The 18930-nt window shown below is 50.7% G+C and carries 13 protein-coding genes and 2 pseudogenes; 11 read left to right on the top strand and 4 right to left on the bottom strand.

Annotation, left to right across the window (positions count from 1 at the left end):
- Positions 1 to 294: 294 nt before the first annotated feature.
- Positions 295 to 1404, top strand: a complete 1110-nt coding sequence (gene obgE, locus C7W93_RS16315; RefSeq protein WP_108441344.1) for a GTPase ObgE — start codon at positions 295 to 297, stop codon at positions 1402 to 1404.
- 175 nt (positions 1405 to 1579) lie between these two features.
- Positions 1580 to 2698, top strand: a complete 1119-nt coding sequence (gene proB / locus C7W93_RS16310) for a glutamate 5-kinase (protein ID WP_108441343.1) — start codon at positions 1580 to 1582, stop codon at positions 2696 to 2698.
- Positions 2699 to 2776: 78 nt separating this feature from the next.
- Here the strand turns inward: proB and C7W93_RS16305 are convergent, their stop codons facing one another.
- A complete protein-coding gene (locus C7W93_RS16305) occupies positions 2777 to 3367 on the bottom strand; it encodes a CNP1-like family protein (protein WP_108441342.1) in 591 nt (196 codons plus the stop codon).
- An 8-nt stretch (positions 3368 to 3375) separates the two neighbouring features.
- Positions 3376 to 3963 carry an RNA pyrophosphohydrolase gene (locus C7W93_RS16300; RefSeq protein ID WP_225869912.1) on the bottom strand — a complete coding sequence of 196 codons (588 nt, stop codon included), beginning with the start codon at positions 3961 to 3963 and terminating at the stop codon, positions 3376 to 3378.
- Positions 3964 to 4188: 225 nt separating this feature from the next.
- Here C7W93_RS16300 and C7W93_RS16295 point away from each other — a divergent pair.
- Positions 4189 to 5929: pseudogene (locus tag C7W93_RS16295) on the top strand (proline--tRNA ligase).
- Positions 5930 to 6104: 175 nt separating this feature from the next.
- Positions 6105 to 6716 (top strand): lytic transglycosylase domain-containing protein, encoded by a 612-nt coding sequence (locus C7W93_RS16290; RefSeq protein ID WP_108442172.1) that lies wholly within the window; start codon positions 6105 to 6107, stop codon positions 6714 to 6716.
- 254 nt (positions 6717 to 6970) lie between these two features.
- Here the strand turns inward: C7W93_RS16290 and C7W93_RS16285 are convergent, their stop codons facing one another.
- Together C7W93_RS16285 and ffh are read right to left on the bottom strand one after the other, a co-directional pair.
- Positions 6971 to 7336 carry an SWIB/MDM2 domain-containing protein gene (locus C7W93_RS16285; protein WP_108441340.1) on the bottom strand — a complete coding sequence of 122 codons (366 nt, stop codon included), beginning with the start codon at positions 7334 to 7336 and terminating at the stop codon, positions 6971 to 6973.
- Positions 7337 to 7683: 347 nt separating this feature from the next.
- Positions 7684 to 9051 carry a signal recognition particle protein gene (gene ffh, locus C7W93_RS16280; protein ID WP_108441339.1) on the bottom strand — a complete coding sequence of 456 codons (1368 nt, stop codon included), beginning with the start codon at positions 9049 to 9051 and terminating at the stop codon, positions 7684 to 7686.
- A 416-nt stretch (positions 9052 to 9467) separates the two neighbouring features.
- On the opposite strand from ffh, the pseudogene C7W93_RS16275 reads away from it, so the two are divergent.
- The 7 genes and pseudogenes from C7W93_RS16275 to C7W93_RS16245 form a co-directional block, all read left to right on the top strand.
- Positions 9468 to 10226, top strand: a pseudogene (locus tag C7W93_RS16275) (NYN domain-containing protein); the annotation flags it as partial.
- 200 nt (positions 10227 to 10426) lie between these two features.
- Positions 10427 to 11236 carry an inner membrane protein YpjD gene (locus C7W93_RS16270; protein WP_108442171.1) on the top strand — a complete coding sequence of 270 codons (810 nt, stop codon included), beginning with the start codon at positions 10427 to 10429 and terminating at the stop codon, positions 11234 to 11236.
- Positions 11233 to 11514, top strand: coding sequence for a PP0621 family protein (locus C7W93_RS16265; RefSeq protein WP_108441337.1), 282 nt, complete (start codon positions 11233 to 11235; stop codon positions 11512 to 11514). The genes C7W93_RS16270 and C7W93_RS16265 overlap by 4 nt, the downstream gene beginning before the upstream one ends.
- A gap of 34 nt (positions 11515 to 11548) precedes the next feature.
- Positions 11549 to 13306, top strand: coding sequence for a PAS domain-containing sensor histidine kinase (locus C7W93_RS16260; RefSeq protein ID WP_108441336.1), 1758 nt, complete (start codon positions 11549 to 11551; stop codon positions 13304 to 13306).
- A 29-nt stretch (positions 13307 to 13335) separates the two neighbouring features.
- Positions 13336 to 14853: a sigma-54 dependent transcriptional regulator gene (locus C7W93_RS16255; RefSeq protein WP_108441335.1), complete on the top strand. Its 1518-nt coding sequence runs from the start codon at positions 13336 to 13338 to the stop codon at positions 14851 to 14853.
- Positions 14854 to 14864: 11 nt separating this feature from the next.
- Positions 14865 to 15578: a 1,6-anhydro-N-acetylmuramyl-L-alanine amidase AmpD gene (gene ampD / locus C7W93_RS16250; RefSeq protein WP_108441334.1), complete on the top strand. Its 714-nt coding sequence runs from the start codon at positions 14865 to 14867 to the stop codon at positions 15576 to 15578.
- Between the two features lie 427 nt (positions 15579 to 16005).
- Entirely contained in the window at positions 16006 to 18930 is a 2925-nt protein-coding gene (locus C7W93_RS16245) for a ribonucleoside-diphosphate reductase subunit alpha (RefSeq protein ID WP_108442170.1), read from the top strand.

Here is an 18930-nt window from a genome sequence, read left to right as displayed (position 1 = left end):
TTGCGTAAATTCATCGAAACTGCTCCATCGAATTGCAATGTCAATAAGTTGCGATATTTGCATGATGGCTACGATGATTCATCGATCAGTAGCAAAAACTGACTTCACAATATTAGTTAGTCGAAATAAATGTGCCATACGTTATATCAGTTAAAGGTCGTCTAAATTGTTGTGTAAGTTGCATAGGTTTTTTGCGGACTTCAACAATGCGATCACCCCGGAAGCCTGCCCGGCAACGCTAAATCAGGTAGGCATATCAGAATTATTTACCTCCAATCTCATTAGGACCTTCGAATGAAGTTTATAGATGAAGCAAAAATCGAAGTCATTGCCGGCGATGGTGGCAATGGGGTTGCGAGTTTTTTGCGTGAAAAATTTCGCCCCTTTGGCGGCCCTGACGGCGGCGATGGCGGCAAGGGTGGCAGTATTTGGGCCGTGGCCGACCGTAACATCAATACGCTAGTCGATTTCCGTTTTTCCAAAATGCATCGCGCTGGTCGCGGTGAAAATGGCCGTGGTTCGGATTGTTACGGCAAGGGCGCAGACGATATTAAATTGCGCATGCCAGTCGGTACATTGATTATCGATATCAATACCGGTGAAAGCATTGCCGATCTGACTGAACATGGTCAGGAAGTCTTGTTGGCAAAAGGCGGCGAAGGCGGCTGGGGTAACATCCATTTCAAAACCTCGACAAATCGTGCGCCACGCCAAAAAGGCGATGGTAAAGAAGGCGAACGTCGCGAATTGCGGCTTGAGCTGAAAGTCTTGGCCGATGTCGGTTTGCTAGGTCAGCCAAATGCCGGTAAGTCGACTTTCATCACTGCGGTATCGAACGCACGCCCGAAAATTGCCGATTATCCATTTACGACGCTGCATCCGAATTTGGGCGTAGTACGCGTTAGTCACGAAAAAAGCTTCGTGATTGCGGATATTCCCGGTTTGATCGAAGGTGCGGCTGATGGTGCAGGGCTGGGTATCCAGTTTCTAAAGCATTTACAGCGTACCGGCCTGCTATTGCACATCGTCGATTTGGCACCTTTTGAATCGACTGTCGATCCGGTCAAAGAAGCCAAGGCGATTGTTAAAGAGCTGCAAAAGTACGATCAGTCTTTGTTCGACAAACCGCGTTGGTTGGTGCTGAATAAGTTGGATGTCGTGCCGGAAGATGAGCGTAAGAGTCGGGTCAAGGATTTCGTTAAGCGTTTTGGCTGGAAGGGTCCAGTCTTCGAAATTTCGGCTCTGAATCACGCCGGTTGCCCGGAACTGGTCAACGATATTTATGCTTATCTGGCTGAAAAGCGTCAGCAGGAACACCGTGCTGAAGAAACGCAAATGACAGAAGAAGCACAAGGTATTCTGTCGATTGATCCAGATGATCCTCGCTTTAAAATTATTGACTAACGTTACGACTAACATTATTCAATAACGTTACGCATCAACGTTTAAGCGCCATAAATGTGCGTAGAGAGCCAATTAAGTGGCTCCACTCATCAACCGATATGGCTAGCGCTGACAAGCTCTGGCAATATCGGTTTTTTATTATTAGCGCCGAATAGGACCTTTGGCAGATCAAAATATGAATTCCATCATTCAAAAATCTAAACGTCTTATCATCAAGGTTGGTTCTTCACTGGTCACTAATGACGGTAAGGGACTCGATGGTGCTGCGATTGCTACGTGGGCTGCGCAAATTTCAGCATTGCGTGCGATGGGGAAAGAAGTGGTGCTGGTGAGTTCTGGCGCTATCGCTGAAGGGATGCAACGATTGGGTTTTGATAAGCGCCCGACCAGCATTGAGGAATTGCAGGCTTGCGCCGCAGTAGGACAGATGGGGCTGGCGCAAATTTACGAAACCAGTTTTCGTCTGCACGACATCCATACCGCGCAAGTGTTGCTGACGCATGCCGATCTTGCGGATCGGGAGCGTTATCTGAATGCCCGTTCGACCTTATTTACCTTGTTACGTTTTGGTGTCATCCCGATCATCAATGAAAATGACACGGTGGTGACCGATGAAATCAAGTTCGGCGATAACGATACGTTGGGCGCGTTGGTGGCGAATTTAATCGAGGCTGAGGCACTGATTATTCTGACCGACCAAAAAGGGTTATTTACTGCCGATCCGCGCAAAGATCCCAATGCTGAGTTCGTTCATGAGGCGCAAGCGGGTGACCCTGCGCTAGAAGTGATGGCGGGCGATGCGGGCACCGGGATTGGTCGCGGCGGGATGATCACCAAAATTCTGGCTGCGAAGCGTGCTGCGACATCTGGCGCACACACAGTCATCGCGTGGGGCCGGGAAGCGGATGTGTTGACGCGGCTTGCTGCCGGTGAAGCGATTGGTACGCAATTGAATGCCCAGACCGGCCAGTTGAAAGCGCGTAAGCAATGGATGGCAGATCATCTGAAAACGGCCGGTAAAGTGGTACTGGACGCTGGCGCGGTGCAAAAGCTGACGAACGAGGGTAAGTCGTTATTGCCCATCGGCGTGACAGATGTTTTGGGTGAGTTTGGGCGCGGCGACGTGATTACTTGTATGAATAGCGATGGCCGTGCGATTGCACGCGGCATCAGTAATTACACGAGCGCTGAAGCTCGGCGGATTATGCGTCATCCATCGTCAGAGATCGCCGCAATATTGGGCTTCGTCGAGAAATCGGAATTGATTCATCGCGACAATTTGGTTTTGTTGTAGGCCTTTGCTTATAAAAAAGCCGCTATGGAAACATAGCGGCTTTTTGACATTCAGCGTGCGTGTTTTGATGGTGGACTATCAGCTACCGGGCTTTATTGGCTGATTATTCCGGAAGCGCGCTTGTATTACAGGAACCTTGCCAGCGATCGTACCGCCTTGACAGAGAAAATCTGTAAACAATGCAGCATGCTGCCGATTTGCCCCGACTGCGCTGATCTGCTGCCACTTGCTCAGGCGTGCGCGTGACCAATTGCCATCTTTATGGCCGAAAGCATATAGTTTCTTTTCGGCGGTTTGACAGCGAATGCCTTCGTAGCTGACATTTTCTGCGCCGCCGCTGCTAGTGCTGATCAGCGTGTAACGGATGACCCCGTCGGATCCGGCTGAGATTGAATCCAGATCAATCGCGAATTTCATGGTGGTCGTAGGGCCGACATAAAACTCTGCCATATTTTCAGGTTTGGGCTGCGGAGGCAATTGCACCGCCAGTTCTTGCCAGGTCTTTACTTCATCGTCAAAATCATCATCAAAGCCGGGACCTGGGCCAGAGCCGGGGGCTGCGTGTACGTGGGCCACTGCAGAAAGGAGCAGGGCGGCGACCGCGACAAGTTTGTTGATCCTGCCGACGTTGTTAATTTTCGGCGTTGAAGAAATAATGTTAAAAAACATGGGAAAACTTACTCCTTATGGATAGTCGGATCAGCCGGAATGCAGGGATTTGGCGATTCTGACAAATCCTCTGTATTCAGTGCACAGCGCAAATGGCGCGGCTGGCGCGCTGAGCTTTGCAATGGGCGGGTTAAAAAGCGTGATAATTCTTGCAAGGCACGCTGATAGACATCGCGCTTGAACTCGATCACGGCATCCAGCGGGACCCAGTAATCATGCCAGCGCCATGCATCAAATTCAGGATGCTCGGTCAGGCGTAAGTTGACATCGCAATCGCGCCCCGTCATCCGCAGCAAAAACCAGATTTGTTTTTGGCCACGATAATGTCCGCGAATATCGCGTTTAATGAAATGATCAGGCACTTCATAGCGCAGCCAGTCGCGTGTACGGCCGACAATTTTGACGTGTTCCGCCTTCAGGCCGATTTCTTCCTCAAGTTCGCGGAACATCGCCTGCTCCGGCGTTTCACCGTATTTAATGCCACCTTGTGGAAATTGCCACGAATGTTCGCGCACGCGCTTGCCCCACCAGACTTCATTCTGGGTGTTGAGCAAGATAATGCCGACGTTAGGGCGGAAGCCTTCACGGTCCAGCATAGTATTACCTCAAAACTTTCTGCGACTAGGCGGTCCTCATGCCAATTTGCTTACGTTCTAAATTAAATACGACATTTAGGGGTAAATCCACGCATAGCAGGTCCCAACCAGTGGTGAAACTGGGCAGAACATCAATCAATTGTGCAAAGAGTGGGCGCATCAGCCAGCTAATCCTTTAAAATTGAGTCGATTATAACCCTCTCTTTTTAAAAAGAATTCACCGTTATGCGCGCCTCCCGTTTTTTTTGTATCGACTCTTAAAGAAGCTCCATCCGACGCTGAAATCGTCAGCCATAAATTAATGATGCGCGCCGGCATGATTAAACGCCTTGGTTCTGGTATCTATACCTATATGCCGATGGGATTGCGCGTGATTCGAAAAGTCGAAAATATCGTGCGTGAAGAGATGAATCGTTCCGGCGCGGTTGAATTATTGATGCCAGTTGTACAACCTGCTGAACTTTGGCAAGAAACCGGCCGTTGGCAAAAATACGGCGATGAACTGATGCGCGTCAAAGACCGGCATGGTCGTGATTTCATTATTCAGCCAACCTCGGAAGAAGTGATTACCGATATTGCGCGCACTGAATTGCGCTCTTATCGCAAACTTCCGGTCAATTTTTATCACATTCAGACTAAATTCCGCGATGAGCGCCGTCCACGTTTCGGTTTGATGCGCGGTCGTGAATTTACGATGAAAGATGCTTATTCTTTCGATCGCGACCTGGATGGCCTGAAAAAGTCGTATCAAGTAATGTACGACGCCTATATCCGGATTTTCAATCGTTTCGGTCTGCAATTCCGTCCTGTCGCCGCTGATAATGGCGCCATTGGCGGCACTGCATCGCATGAATTTCATGTGATCGCCGCAACGGGTGAAGACGCGATTGTGTATTGCCCGACCTCAGATTACGCAGCAAATATGGAGGCCGCCGAAGCGCTGGCCGTTGATGCAAGTCGTGCTGCGCCAAGTCAGGTAATGACTAAAACAGCGACCCCTGGTAAAGCCAAATGTGAAGCAGTCGCCGAATTATTGAATATTCCGCTAAGCGCCACGATTAAATCCATCGTGCTGACAGTTGAAACAGCGGCGACCGATAAAAAGCCTGCTGACAAACAAGTTTGGTTGCTGATGCTGCGGGGCGATCATGCGCTGAATGAAATCAAAGCGAATAATATCCCTGGTCTGACCGGATATCGTTTTTCAACCGAAGAAGAAATCGTCGAATGGTTCGGTACGCCACCGGGTTATTTGGGCCCGATCAATACTAAAAAGCCGATTAATGTCGTCGCTGATCGTACCGTGGCGAACATGCACGACTTCGTTTGCGGCGCGAATGAAGTGGATTATCATTTGACGGGCGTCAACTGGGGCCGTGATTTGCCGGAACCGTTGGTAGTCGATATCCGTAATGTCGTCGAAGGCGATCAATCGCCGGATGGCAAAGGCGTGCTGGCGATTCAGCGCGGGATCGAAATCGGTCACGTGTTCCAGCTCGGGACGGCTTATTCCGAAGCGATGAATGCTACTTTTCTAGATGAAAACGGCAAGCCGCAGCCATTGCAAATGGGCTGCTATGGCATTGGTATCACGCGGATTTTGGGCGCTGCCATTGAACAGAATTATGATGACAAGGGCATCATCTGGCCAACCGCGATTGCGCCATTTGAAGTTGTTCTCTGCCCGATGGGCTATGATCGCAGCGAAGCGGTTAAAAGCGAGACCGATAAACTCTACGAAGCCTTGCAAGCGGCAGGCATTGACGTGATTCTGGATGATCGCGGCGAACGTCCGGGTGCGATGTTTGCCGATTGGGAGCTGATCGGCGTTCCGCATCGCGTCGTAGTGGGTGATCGTGGTTTGAAAGATGGTCAGCTAGAATACCAAGGTCGTCGTGATACTGAGGCGACTAGCGTGCCATTGGCTGAGATGGTGGGTTTTGTGAAAGCCCGTCTGGGCGTCTGATCTGGCTGGAGGTTGATTGCGTGTTTCTCAGAGGCGAAGAAAGCTGTATGCGTGGCACGCAATACGTGAGAAATGGTTGTTGTTTGAGGTCTTTCCTCGGAAATCAATCGTTCTGAATGAGATTTTCCGAGGAGTTTTCTTGCGTTTGACAGGCCGTATTTTTCTCTGCTTGACGATGGTGCTGACTACATTGATGGTCGGTGGCGTCGCGCATGCCGGGAATCAAAAAGAAGAGGCGATGGCCGACTCAGTAAGGTTAGCGCTATCGCGGGCGATCAATGACGGGCGACCGCCGAAGCCGCAATTTACCGATATCCAGCAGCGCATTCAGTACCTTTACTGGCTGGTGGAAATGTCGGAGCGCCTAAAAAAGAAATTCCCCGATGCGCAAATGCGTACCGAATTTCTGGAAACAACCTGGTACGAATCCAAGCGAGCGGGACTTGATCCGGCGATGGTATTGGGCTTGATTCAGGTGGAATCCGCATTTCGCAAATACGCTATGTCTAGCGTTAGCGCGCAGGGGTTGATGCAGGTGATGCCGTTTTGGACCCGTGTAATCGGGGACGCAGATCGCAGCAAATTATTTGATATACAAACCAATCTGCGCTATGGCTGCGCGATTTTGCGTATGTATCTGGACATGGAAAAAGGTAATCTCTACCTGGCGCTAGGCCGTTATAACGGAAGCCGGGGTCGGCCCGAATATCCGAATGCGGTGCAGGCTGCCTGGAAGCGCTGGGAGTTTGAGCCGGTGCCGATCAAAACCACGGTGGCTGTGCAGTAACGTTAAGTTGCAATTCACCCAGACCTGAAGTTGCGCGTCGCCGTAGCACTGTCTTGGTATTTCTTCGTGATGTAATTCTGTCGAAACTCGCTTCTTATATTTGCAGTGGTCATGCAATTAAGAACGCGACAGCGTCAGAAGCGCCCTCGGGCAAATAATCTCAACTATCAAATTCATGTGTTCCAAAAACAAAAAAACCCGCGCAATGCGGGCGTTTTTGTTTGGCACTTAAGTTAATCTAGCTGAGCTAGACCTTAAGCATTGCTCAAGTGAGCAGAAATGAGTTTAGTCATTTCAAACATAGACACTTGTTTTTTGCCGCCAAAGACAGCTTTCAGCTTTTCATCAGCATCGATGTTGCGCTTATTTTCTGGATTTTGCAGATTGTGCTTCTTGATGTATTCCCAAACTTTCTTGGTAACTTCAGTGCGTGGCAGCGGATCAGCGCCGACAACAGCAGCCAGAACATCTGATGGTTTCATTGGCTTCATGAACGCTGCATTAGGCTTGCGTGCTGGCTTCTCTGCTGCAACTTCTTTTGCTGGTGCTGCTTTTTTAACTGCTGGTTTAGCGGCTGCAGGTTTTTTTTCTGCAACTACTGGTTTTTTTGCTGTGGCCATCTTTAAGCCTCCTTGACGAAGAGAGTGTGAAAAATGCGTCAATCACGCATCGCCCATAGTGGTGCGCTTTTCGCAGTGACGCAAGTGTTTTTTATGGCTTTTGCAGGATTTTGTGTGTGACGGCGATGCCTGCTGAAATACACTGCCTTTTCATAGCGCTTTAGGGAACTAAATGCGCTTTCTGCACGTGATAAATATTGCAATAAAGTGGCAGTGAGTTTCCACTCTTTTGGGGCGCTCGGCGAACATTGGTCCAGAGATCAAAAGCCTTATCAATCAAGGATTTATAGATTATTCCGCGGAATTAAATCGTTACCAAATCTTTCAACGCAAGATTTGGCGCGGTTCTATTTCAAGCCCGGCATCATGCCTTTCATGCTGCGCATCATTTTCATCATGCCGCCGCCCTTGAGTTTTTTCATCATCGATTGCATTTGATCAAATTGCGACAACATGCGATTGACTTCCTGCACTTGGACGCCCGCGCCAGTGGCAATCCGGCGTTTGCGCGAGGCTTTGATCAGCTCCGGCTTGGCGCGCTCTTGTGCGGTCATGGAATTGATCATCCCTTCCATGCGCCTAACTGACTTCTCTGCCTGATCCATATTTGCACCGCCAGCGGCTTGCTGGAACTGTGCTGGCAGCTTATCCAGCAAACTCGACATGCCGCCCATTTTTTTCATTTGACCTAATTGCGCCTTGAAATCATTCAGGTCGAACTTGCCGCCGCCTTTGATTTTCTGCGCCAGATCCTGCGCTGCAGCAACGTCGACACCTTTTTTAGCTTCTTCAACCAGCGCCAGAATATCGCCCATGCCGAGAATCCGGTTCGCCATGCGTGACGGATCAAACGCTTCCAGACCATCCAGCTTTTCGCCGACACCAGCAAATTTGATCGGCTTGCCAGTAATGTGACGTACCGACAGCGCAGCACCGCCACGCGCATCGCCATCCAGTTTCGTGAGCACAATCCCGGTCAGCGGCAGCGCATCATTGAACGCCTTGGCTGTGTTGATCGCATCCTGACCGAGCATGGCGTCGACTACAAACAGCGTTTCGATAGGTTTGACAGCGGCATGAACGGCGGTGATTTCTTGCATCATCGCTTCGTCGATACCCAGGCGACCGGCGGTATCGATGATCAGTACATCGTGATAATGGCGCTTGGCAAAATCGAGTGCGGCCAGTGCGATATCGACCGGTTTATCGGTCACCAGGCTCGGAAAGAAGTCAGCGCCAACTTGTTCGGTGACCGTTTTCAACTGTCCAATCGCTGCCGGACGGTAGACGTCGGTAGAAACGGTCAGGACTTTTTTCTTTTTCTGCTCGCGCAGATATTTCGCTAATTTACCGACCGTCGTAGTTTTACCTGCACCTTGCAAACCGGCCATCAGGATGATCGCTGGCGGTTGCGTGGCGAAGTTAAGCTGCGATGCTTCCGGCCCCAGATCGGCGCCCATTAACGACGCTAATTCGCGTTGTACCACGCCGACCAACGCCTGGCCCGGCGTCAGCGATGCGATGACTTCCTCGCCTAAGGCTTTTTGCTTAACGTTGGCGATAAATTCGCGCACGGCTGGCAGCGCGACGTCGGCTTCCAGTAGTGCCAACCGGACTTCACGCAACATTTCGGCGGTATTGGTTTCAGTCAAACGCGCTTCGCCGCGCATGGTTTTGACGACTTTGGCGAGGCGCTGGGTAAGATTGTCTAACATAGGTGACAGTGTTTTCGGAAGAGAGGACGGAAGGGGCGGAGGACTGCCGGTATAAACGGTATTAAGGTATAAGAAACATTTGTTTCCGCGATGTTTCCAGCGGATGTTTTACCGACAATGACCGATGAAGACCGATACTGCGCCCTAAATATAATCGGTTATTTTACCCGATACCGAGGAAAAGCCCGCTTTCCAGAGAATGGGAGGGAAAGAATAATTTTTTTACAGAAATCGCGGAAAATGAACACCAGAGCGGAGGCCTGAGTCGGTAATGCCTTCAGATCAGAATTATGTGAATTGCCGACCGGCAATGTGATAGTCAGCATCCGCCTAATGCGCGCCATAAATGTCTGATCGCGATAGGGTACGGGCTTTCCTTGAGGTATGATTCTTCCATCCAATATTCAGGAAATACCATGTCAGGAAATTCCTCGCCCGAAGCGCCGCGTCTGGCGGTATTAATCGATGCCGACAACGCTAGTGCAGCGATTGTCGATGGTTTGCTGGCAGAGGTTGCCAAATACGGCGTGGCTAGTGTCAAACGTATTTATGGCGATTGGACTGACAACCGGCTGGGAACCTGGAAAGAATGCCTGCTGCGCAATTCGATCCAGCCGATTCAACAGTTTGGCTATACCAAAGGTAAGAACGCAACCGATAGCGCGATGATCATCGACGCGATGGATTTGCTGTATACAAGGCGTTTCGATGGATTTTGCATTGTCTCCAGCGATAGTGACTTCACACGGCTGGCGTCGCGTATCCGGGAAGAAGGTTTGACCGTATATGGTTTTGGTGAGCGCAAGACGCCGCAGCCTTTTGTGACGGCATGCGATAAGTTTATTTACACTGAGCTGTTGACGGATTTGGACGTCGAAGACGTCTCGCAGGCGCCTGGGAAATTGCATCCTGCCGCGAATGAGCTTAAACAGGATACGCGGTTGGTGCGTTTGTTGCGAAGCGGTGTCGAAGCAGTGTCGGATGAAGATGGTTGGGCGCAGCTGGGATCGGTTGGCAGCCATATTGCCAAGCAAGCGCCGGATTTTGACGCGCGTGAATATGGTTATGCGAAGCTCAGCGGACTAGTTAGTGCAACTGAGCTGTTTGATGTAACGCAACGGATTTTGGCGAATAACAAGTCTGCGATGTATATCCGGGACAAGCGTAAAAATAAGTAATCGTGACGTCCGAAAACCGGGCCGCTGCGATGAGCCAGTTAAATCTGTCTTATTAAGTATGGTCAATTGTCGTCGTTGGTTATCGCTTGATAAATACGTTGCCGACCCAATTTATGTGTGTCTTTAGTAAGAAAATTTCTTTCCCGCTGTGGGTTATCGCACCGCCAGCACAAGGTTACATACTGTAAACTTACATGATGCAAACTTATCTCTTTATTTTGACTGCACTGTTATACCTTGGCTGCGCCTTGCTGCCATCGAAACGGCGCAAGACCATCTCGGTAGTCGCTGCCGCAGGTTGGTTGCTGCATGGCGGCGCACTATGGGCTGACGTGATCGGTCCCGAGGAGGTGCGGGTTGGTTTTTCGATGATGCTGTCGGCGACGCTATGGGTATCGGTCGCTGCTTACTGGCTTGAAAATCGCAACTATACTCTCGATGGATTACGCGTTCTGGTGTTGCCGACCGCGGCGCTGGCGGTGATTTTGCCCGCGCTATTTCCCGGAAATATGGTGCCATTAAGCGGTAAATCGCCAGTGTTTTTATGGCATATCGTGATTTCTATTCTGGCTTACAGTACGCTGACGATAGCGGCATTTCATGCGGTATTGATGGTATTGCAGGAATCCCGTTTGCATACGCGGCCCGGTCGCGTGAGTACTAGTTGGTTTGGCGTTGCACTGGATCGCTTGCCCGCGTTGCTGACGATGGAAAAGTTGCTGTTTCGGTTGATCGCTTTCGGCTTCGTATTGTTGACGCTAACAGTATTGTCCGGCGTCGTGTTCTCGGAAGAATTGTTCGGCACCGCCTTCAAGTGGGATCATAAGACTATATTCACGATGCTGTCGTGGGCCTTGTTTGGCTTATTGCTGGCGGGACGTAAATGGCAGGGCTGGCGTGGTCGCACGGCGCTCAGTTTTACATTGATCGGATTTGCTATTTTGTTACTGGCGTATGTCGGTAGTCGTTTTGTGCTTGAAGTGGTATTGCATCGGGTCTTGGTATGAAATATGTGATTTGGTTAGTCATTGCGCTGGCAGTTGTCGTCTGGTTTCAGCGCACTAAAAAGAACATCATCAATAAAAGCCGTTCCGCCTCGGGTGATCCGACAGGCGGCGCTGGTGGAGGTGCGCATCCGTCGTCTTTGTCGGGTGCTTCCCCGCCAGTGGAAGAAATGGTGGCATGCGCGCATTGCGGTCTGCATTTTCCTGCTTCCGAAGCTGTGACCGATTATGCCGGTACAGTGTTTTGCGGTGAGGAGCATCGGCGTCTGCACGCACATTGATGTTGCCACCGGATAACTTCTTGAATTGACGCGCATGAGCCGATCCGGATCGCACTTCCATTTTCCAAAATTCGGGTCTGCCATCTTTGCAGACACCGATAGGCCAATAACGTTTTGGCGCAATCTCCAAACATTTAATATTGCCCGGATTGTCGTGGCGTTAGTCTTGCTGATGTATCTCAGCGCGAATGGCGCTAAAGATAAGGGCTTGTTGAATTTTTTTAATTATTCCGAAATCTGCACGATTTACCTGATTTGCGCGATTGTCTTCACCTTATTAGCGGCCTATTACCGGCGTAATTACAAGCTCCAGATTGTGGTGCAAATTGTGATTGATATCGGCGCGATTTCTATTCTTTATATAGGTGCAGGGGGCGCTAAGAGCGGTTTGGCGATTCTTTATTTATTCCCGCTCGCGGGAGGCGCAATTCTGGCGTCGCTGTTACAGGCGATGCTGTTCGTCTCGATTGTCACTCTGGTTCTATTGGGGGAGAGCGGCTATCAAATTTTGCAATCGACGTCGGATGCAACGACATTGAAAGCAGGGTTATCAGGCGCAGCGTTCTTTTTTGCCGTGTTTGTGATCAATCGTTTGGCTAACAAATTGATTCGACAGGAAGATCTGGCGAAACAGCGCGGCACAGATTTACGCGTGCAGCTGGCAATTAATCGCATGGCTGTGGCAGATATGGGCGATGGTCTGCTGGTTGTCGGCCCGGACGCGACTATCCTGATGGCCAATCCGATGGCTGAACGCATGCTGGCTTTGTCGATTCCTGATGAGCCGCATTTGTTCAAGCTGACTGATTTTCCTTCGCTGTCTCCGATTGCCGAGGCTTTTTTGGCTTGGGCTGCCACCGTCAGTCTCCATCCCAGCGTTAGCCCTCCCTCTCTTTCGGACGCAACCTCCAGCGATTCACCCTTTCTTGTCACGATCAAACAAACCGAGGATAGAGGGCCGAGCAGCACAGCTATGGGGGTAAGCGGGCATGAGCTGGCGATGCATTTTAAATTGCGCTTTGCCGCAGTCAAAACCGAGGATTTAAGTGAGTATCTTGCGGTTATTTTTTTACAAGATGTCAGCGAAATTGAAAATCAGGCGCAGCAATTGAAGCTGGCAGCGATGGGGCGATTAACTGCCAGTATTGCCCACGAAGTGCGCAATCCGCTGTCGTCCATTTCTTATGCTGCGACCTTGTTGATCGAAGAAGCCGTCAGTCCGACGCAAGTACGTCTGCTCAACATTATTGAGGATAATGTGGCGCGGCTTAATCGTATGATCGAAGATATTCTGTCGCTATCGCGTAAGGCGCAACGACAAACTGCGCCTATCCTGTTGGCTCCACTGGTCGCTGAGATCGCTGAAGAATTTCAGCAAACTAACCTGATAAAGGCTGGGGTGCTGCAATTGCTGATCCCGGCGACTGACCAACATCGCGTGTGGTTTGATGCGTTACATTTGCGTGAGGTCGTGGTTAACTTATTGTCGAATGCACTGCGCTACGCCAGCGGCGAGGCCAACAGCATCCGTTTGCTGGTTACCACCAATGCGGCGGGCGGTCTGGAGCTGCACGTACAGGACGATGGCCAGCCGATTACCCCGGCAATTCGCCTGCATTTATTTGAGCCGTTTTATACGACCTCTAATAAAGGAACCGGCCTTGGACTATTTTTGGCACGCGAGTTGTGTTTGAATAACGCTGCAAAGCTGGACTATGAATATCGTCATGAAGCGCACGAGCATCTCACCGGACGTTTTGTTATCGCGTTTGCTGCTCGTGGGCCACTTTAAATGTTAGTTGACCGGAAAAGATTGTTGCCATGACTTCACCCCGTATTCTGGTCGTCGATGACGAGGCGCATTTACGCGAATTACTGGAAATCGCCTTAGTCAAAATGGGTTTGGATGTCGATAGTGCTGATTCGCTGGCAACAGCCCGGCAATTTCTGTCGCAGCGCGAATACGCCCTTGTACTTACCGACATGCGACTGCTCGACGGCCTTGGTATTGAACTGGTGCACGAAGTTGTTGCCAGTTGCAAAATGACACCGATAGCGGTGATTACCGCCTTCGGTAGCGCCGATAACGCCGTGATGGCCTTGAAGGCGGGGGCATTCGACTATTTATCCAAGCCTGTTGCGCTGGATCAGCTACGTTTAATGGTGCAGTCGGCATTACGTATGAACGTGCCGGAGCGCAGTCCTTCCCACGCAGGGCTGTCATCGCGCAATAGCGCTACGGATAGTAAGGTAGGGGCGCAGCCGTTACGGCTGATCGGCACTTCTGCGGCGATGCAGGATTTGCGTGCGCAGATTGCCAGATTAGCGCGCAGTATGGCGCCGATTGCGATTAGCGGCGAATCCGGCAGCGGCAAAGAATTGGCTGCCCGCGATTTACACGCGCTCAGTCCGCGTGCCGACAAACCTTTTATTGCAGTCAATTGCGGTGCCATCCCCGAGAATTTGATGGAGGCGGAGTTTTTCGGCTATCGCAAAGGCGCTTTTACCGGTGCCGCAGACGATCGGGATGGCTTTTTTCAGGCTGCTAACGGCGGGACGTTGCTGCTCGACGAGGTGGCCGATTTGCCGCTGGCAATGCAAGTTAAATTGCTGCGCGCAATTCAAGAGCGCCGGGTCCGCAAAGTCGGCGCGACGACGGAAGAGGTTGTAGATGTGCGGTTGGTCAGCGCAACGCATCAAAATCTGGCGGAATGCGTGGAGAAAGGCAAATTCCGGCAGGATTTGTATTACCGTTTAAACGTGATTGAATTGCGATTGCCACCTTTGCGCGAGCGGTTGGAGGATATCGGTTTGCTGGCGGAGGTTATTTTGGCGCGTCTGGCGATCCCCGATCCCCATTTGACCTCGATGTCATTGACCCCCTCGGCATTGCAAGCCTTACGTACTTATAGCTTTCCGGGCAACGTCCGTGAACTTGAAAATATTCTTGAGCGGGCATTGGCTTTTGCTAACGATGGTCAGATCGAAGTGTTTGATCTGGCATTGAAAGTAACGGGCTTACTTCAGCCTGAGCAGAATCTTGCAGCCGATCTGAATGAACCCAAAGAGCCAATCGGCCCAGAGGAATCGGCGGCCGCGGTTGCCTCAATCATGGCAATGGCAGAAAAATTTGTCAGCGATCCCTCTGTTACCGCCGAAGCTAATCCTGCGTTGCCGCCGTCGTTACCCATGCATCTCGACGATGTTGAGCGTAATATTATTCGACAAGCATTGGCGCGAACGCAATTCAATCGCACCAAAGCAGCGGAATTGTTGGGCATAAGTTTTCGGCAATTGCGTTATCGGATGCAAAGATTATCGATCCATGAACAGGATTAAGAGTATTCGCGATGACGGATAACGTACCAAAGATCGCCGTGGTCACCGCTGCTGAAGGTGCCGTTGCGGCTGCCGAGGCAACCTTCGTCCAGCCAGTTACGCCCGTTTTTCAGATTGGCGAAGATGGCTGGTGCGTAGCGGAAAGCGGCGCGAAGGATGCGCCCGAAGTGCGTCATCTGCGCTCGCCGAATTGCGATGCCCGGCCAGAAGGCAGCGGTATTGATCTGCTAGTGATCCACAACATCAGTTTGCCGCCCGGTCAATTTGGCGGACCGTTTATTGCTGATTTATTTGGCAATTCTCTGGATTACGATGCCGATCCGTATTTTGAACAGTTGCGGTCGTTACGGGTGTCTGCCCACTTTCTGATTCGTCGCGACGGCAGCGTGATGCAGTTTGTATCGACTAACGATAGGGCCTGGCACGCTGGCGTATCGACATTTGGCGAACGTCAGCGCTGCAATGACTTTTCGATCGGGATTGAACTCGAAGGGACTGATTTCACGCCTTTTACCATGCCGCAGTACCAGTCTCTTTGCGCGATGACGGACGCATTGCTGTCGCGCCATCATCTGTTGGCAGTATGCGGGCATGAACATATTGCACCGGGCAGAAAAACCGATCCAGGGCCTTTTTTCGACTGGCACCTGTACCAGCAAGGTTGCGTCGATACGCGCCTGCGAGCACTCACCAACCCGACATTGCGCTTCCCGTGCGGCACCTAGAAAAGTCAATGGAATTTTGATTTTTCTTAGCAAAAAAGATTATATCGATCCCTCTCTTTAAGCATTGCGTCTGTACTCGCTAGGTACTACAATTAGTGCAAACAACGATCTAAAAACTATATCTAGTGTTTTATGATCTTAAACGCAATTTCTCCTTTAGCTGTTCCAGGTGCCTAGGCTGCATAACTAAGAAGGTTTTGGTATTCATGTTGTATGGGCCTGAGGACAGCCCCCTTATTTGAAATTGATCAAGTTTGACGCAAGCGTCAGTTGGATTTTGCGTTTGCGTGTGGCATGGCATCAGCATTAGTTTGGTGATGATATGTAGCAATCGTAGTGGCGTTGGCGGTGTGGTTTTTTTAGTCCTTATTATTAGTTATTAACAACAGGCGCAATGCGCGTCTGTCAACTCAGCTCGGGAGGCTCAGTGCAATCTACTCAAGAAATTTCCGTTAAATCTTTATCCGAGTTCGGTGGCGCATCGTCGCAGACAGGTACTAGCTCCGCTCCCGCGAAGGCGCCTATCAGTTTTGGCGATTATCGGATCATCCGTCGTAATGGTTCTGTTGTCGGTTTCGAGCCATCCAAAATTTCGATCGCGGTCACTAAAGCATTTCTCGCGGTCAACGGCGGCCAGGGCGCGGCTTCTGCGCGCGTCCGTGAGCTGGTCGAAGAACTGACTTCCAACGTTGTGAATGCGTTGGTGCGTCGTCAGCCTACTGGTGGCACTTTTCACATTGAAGATATCCAGGATCAGGTCGAGCTGTCATTGATGCGCTCTGGTGAGCACGATGTTGCGCGTGCTTACGTTTTGTATCGCGCCAAGCGGATGGAAGAGCGCGCACAGCTATCGACCACTAGCCCGGCGGTTGCGGCAGCTGAGCTGTATGTGACGGAAGGTGGCCAACGTCGCGTCCTCGATATGCAGCAAGTGCGCGATTTGATTTCCGCGGCGTGTATCGGTCTGGAAAAGCACGTCGACGCTGATGCCATTCTGTCAGAGGCAGTCAAGAATTTGTACGACGGCGTGCCGGTTGAAGAACTGCATAAGTCAGCGATTCTGGCAGCGCGTGCTCTGATGGAAAAAGATCCGGCCTACAGCACCGTTACGGCGCGTTTGCTGATGCATACGATTCGTAAGGAAGTCTTCGGCAAAGAAGTCGCGCAAGCGGATGCGCCTGCGGAATATCTTGAATATTTCCCAAAATATATTAAAAAGGGTATAGAGGCAGATCTGCTTGATAGCAAGCTGGCGCAGTTTGATTTGAAAAAACTGGCTGAAGCGTTGCAACCTGAACGCGATCTGCAATTTGCTTATATTGGTCTGCAAACGCTGTACGACCGTTATTTCCTGCATATTCAGGACAGCCGCATCGAAATGCCACAGGCGTTTTACATGCGCGTGGCGATGGGCCTGTCATTGAACGAAATTAACCGCGAAGAGCGTGCAATCGAGTTCTATAACTTATTGTCCAGTTTCGATTTCATGAGTTCGACTCCAACGCTGTTCAATTCCGGGACACTGCGTTCGCAACTTTCATCCTGCTATCTGACGACAGTGTCGGACGATCTTGAAGGCATTTACGATGCCATTAAAGAAAACGCCTTGCTGGCGAAATATGCAGGCGGCTTGGGTAACGATTGGACGCCGGTGCGTTCGCTGGGTGCGCATATCAAAGGCACGAACGGTAAATCACAAGGTGTGGTGCCATTTTTGAAAGTGGTCAACGACACAGCGGTTGCGGTCAATCAGGGCGGTAAGCGTAAAGGGGCGGTATGCGCCTATCTGGAAACATGGCATATGGATATCGAGGAGTTCCTGGACCTGCGTAAAAACACCGGCGATGATCGTCGTCGTACGCATGACATGAACACTGCCAACTGGATTCCTGACCTGTTCATGAAACGCGTGATGGAGAAGGGCGAATGGACTTTGTTTTCGCCTAGCGATGCGCCAGACCTGCATGACAAGGTCGGCAAGGCATTTGAAGCCGCTTATGTCGGTTACGAAGCTAAAGCTGCACGTGGCGAGTTGCGTACATCCAAGAAAATCCATGCGCTGGATCTGTGGCGCAAGATGTTGTCGATGCTGTTTGAAACCGGCCATCCTTGGATTACTTTTAAAGATCCTTGTAATATCCGTTCCCCGCAGCAACACGTCGGGATGGTACATAGCTCAAACCTATGTACAGAAATTACGTTGAATACTAACGAATCAGAAATCGCAGTATGTAATCTGGGTTCGGTCAATTTGCCCGCGCACATGAAAGACGGTCAGTTGGATGCGGTCAAACTCCAAAAAACGATCAACACGGCAATGCGGATGTTGGATAACGTCATTGATATCAACTATTACGCAGTGAAGAAGGCGCGCGATTCTAATTTGCGTCATCGTCCTGTTGGTCTGGGTATTATGGGTTTCCAGGATTGCCTGCACATGATGCGGATTCCTTATGCTTCGCAAGAAGCGGTCACGTTTGCCGATCGTTCGATGGAACTAGTGTGCTACAACGCGTATTGGGCTTCGACGGCTTTGGCCGAAGAGCGCGGTCGTTACAGTTCATACCGTGGTTCGTTGTGGGATCGTGGCATTCTGCCGCAAGATTCGTTGAAATTATTGGCCGAAGAGCGCGGCGGTTATCTCGAAACGGATATGTCGGAATCGTTGGACTGGACTGAGTTGCGCGGCCGTATCAAAGAATTCGGTATGCGTAATTCGAACTGCGTAGCGATTGCACCGACGGCGACCATTTCGAACATCATTGGCGTGTCGGCCTGTATCGAACCGACTTACCAAAATCTGTATGTGAAGTCGAATCTGTCTGGCGAATTTACAGAAATCAACGCTTACCTGGTACGTGATTTGAAGGCGCGCGGTTTGTGGGATGAAGTCATGATCTCGGATCTTAAGTATTTCGACGGTAGTCTGGCCAAGATTGATCGCATTCCGCAAGATTTGCGTGCGATCTACGCAACGGCGTTCGAAGTTGAACCGTCATGGTTGGTTGAAGCTGCATCGCGTCGTCAAAAATGGATCGACCAGGCGCAGTCATTGAATATTTATATGGCCGGTGCATCGGGCAAAAAACTTGATGAGACTTACAAGCTGGCTTGGTTGCGCGGTCTGAAAACGACTTATTACCTGCGCACAATTGGCGCGACTCACACTGAAAAATCCACCACTAAAACAGGTGCATTGAATGCAGTGTCAGTGGATGGCGGCGCAAGCGGCGGTGCGATGGCAAATTATGCAACCAAGCCGGTCGTATCGGATGAGATCGAACTGGATGGCCCGGCATGCGTGATGCGTCCAGGCGACCCAGGCTTTGAAGAGTGCGAAGCCTGCCAGTAA

The sequence above is a fragment of the Glaciimonas sp. PCH181 genome, from assembly GCF_003056055.1.
GTDB lineage: Bacteria > Pseudomonadota > Gammaproteobacteria > Burkholderiales > Burkholderiaceae_D > Glaciimonas.
The sequence above is the reverse complement of the archived record's forward strand: the minus strand, read 5'-3'. Positions and strand labels throughout refer to the sequence as shown.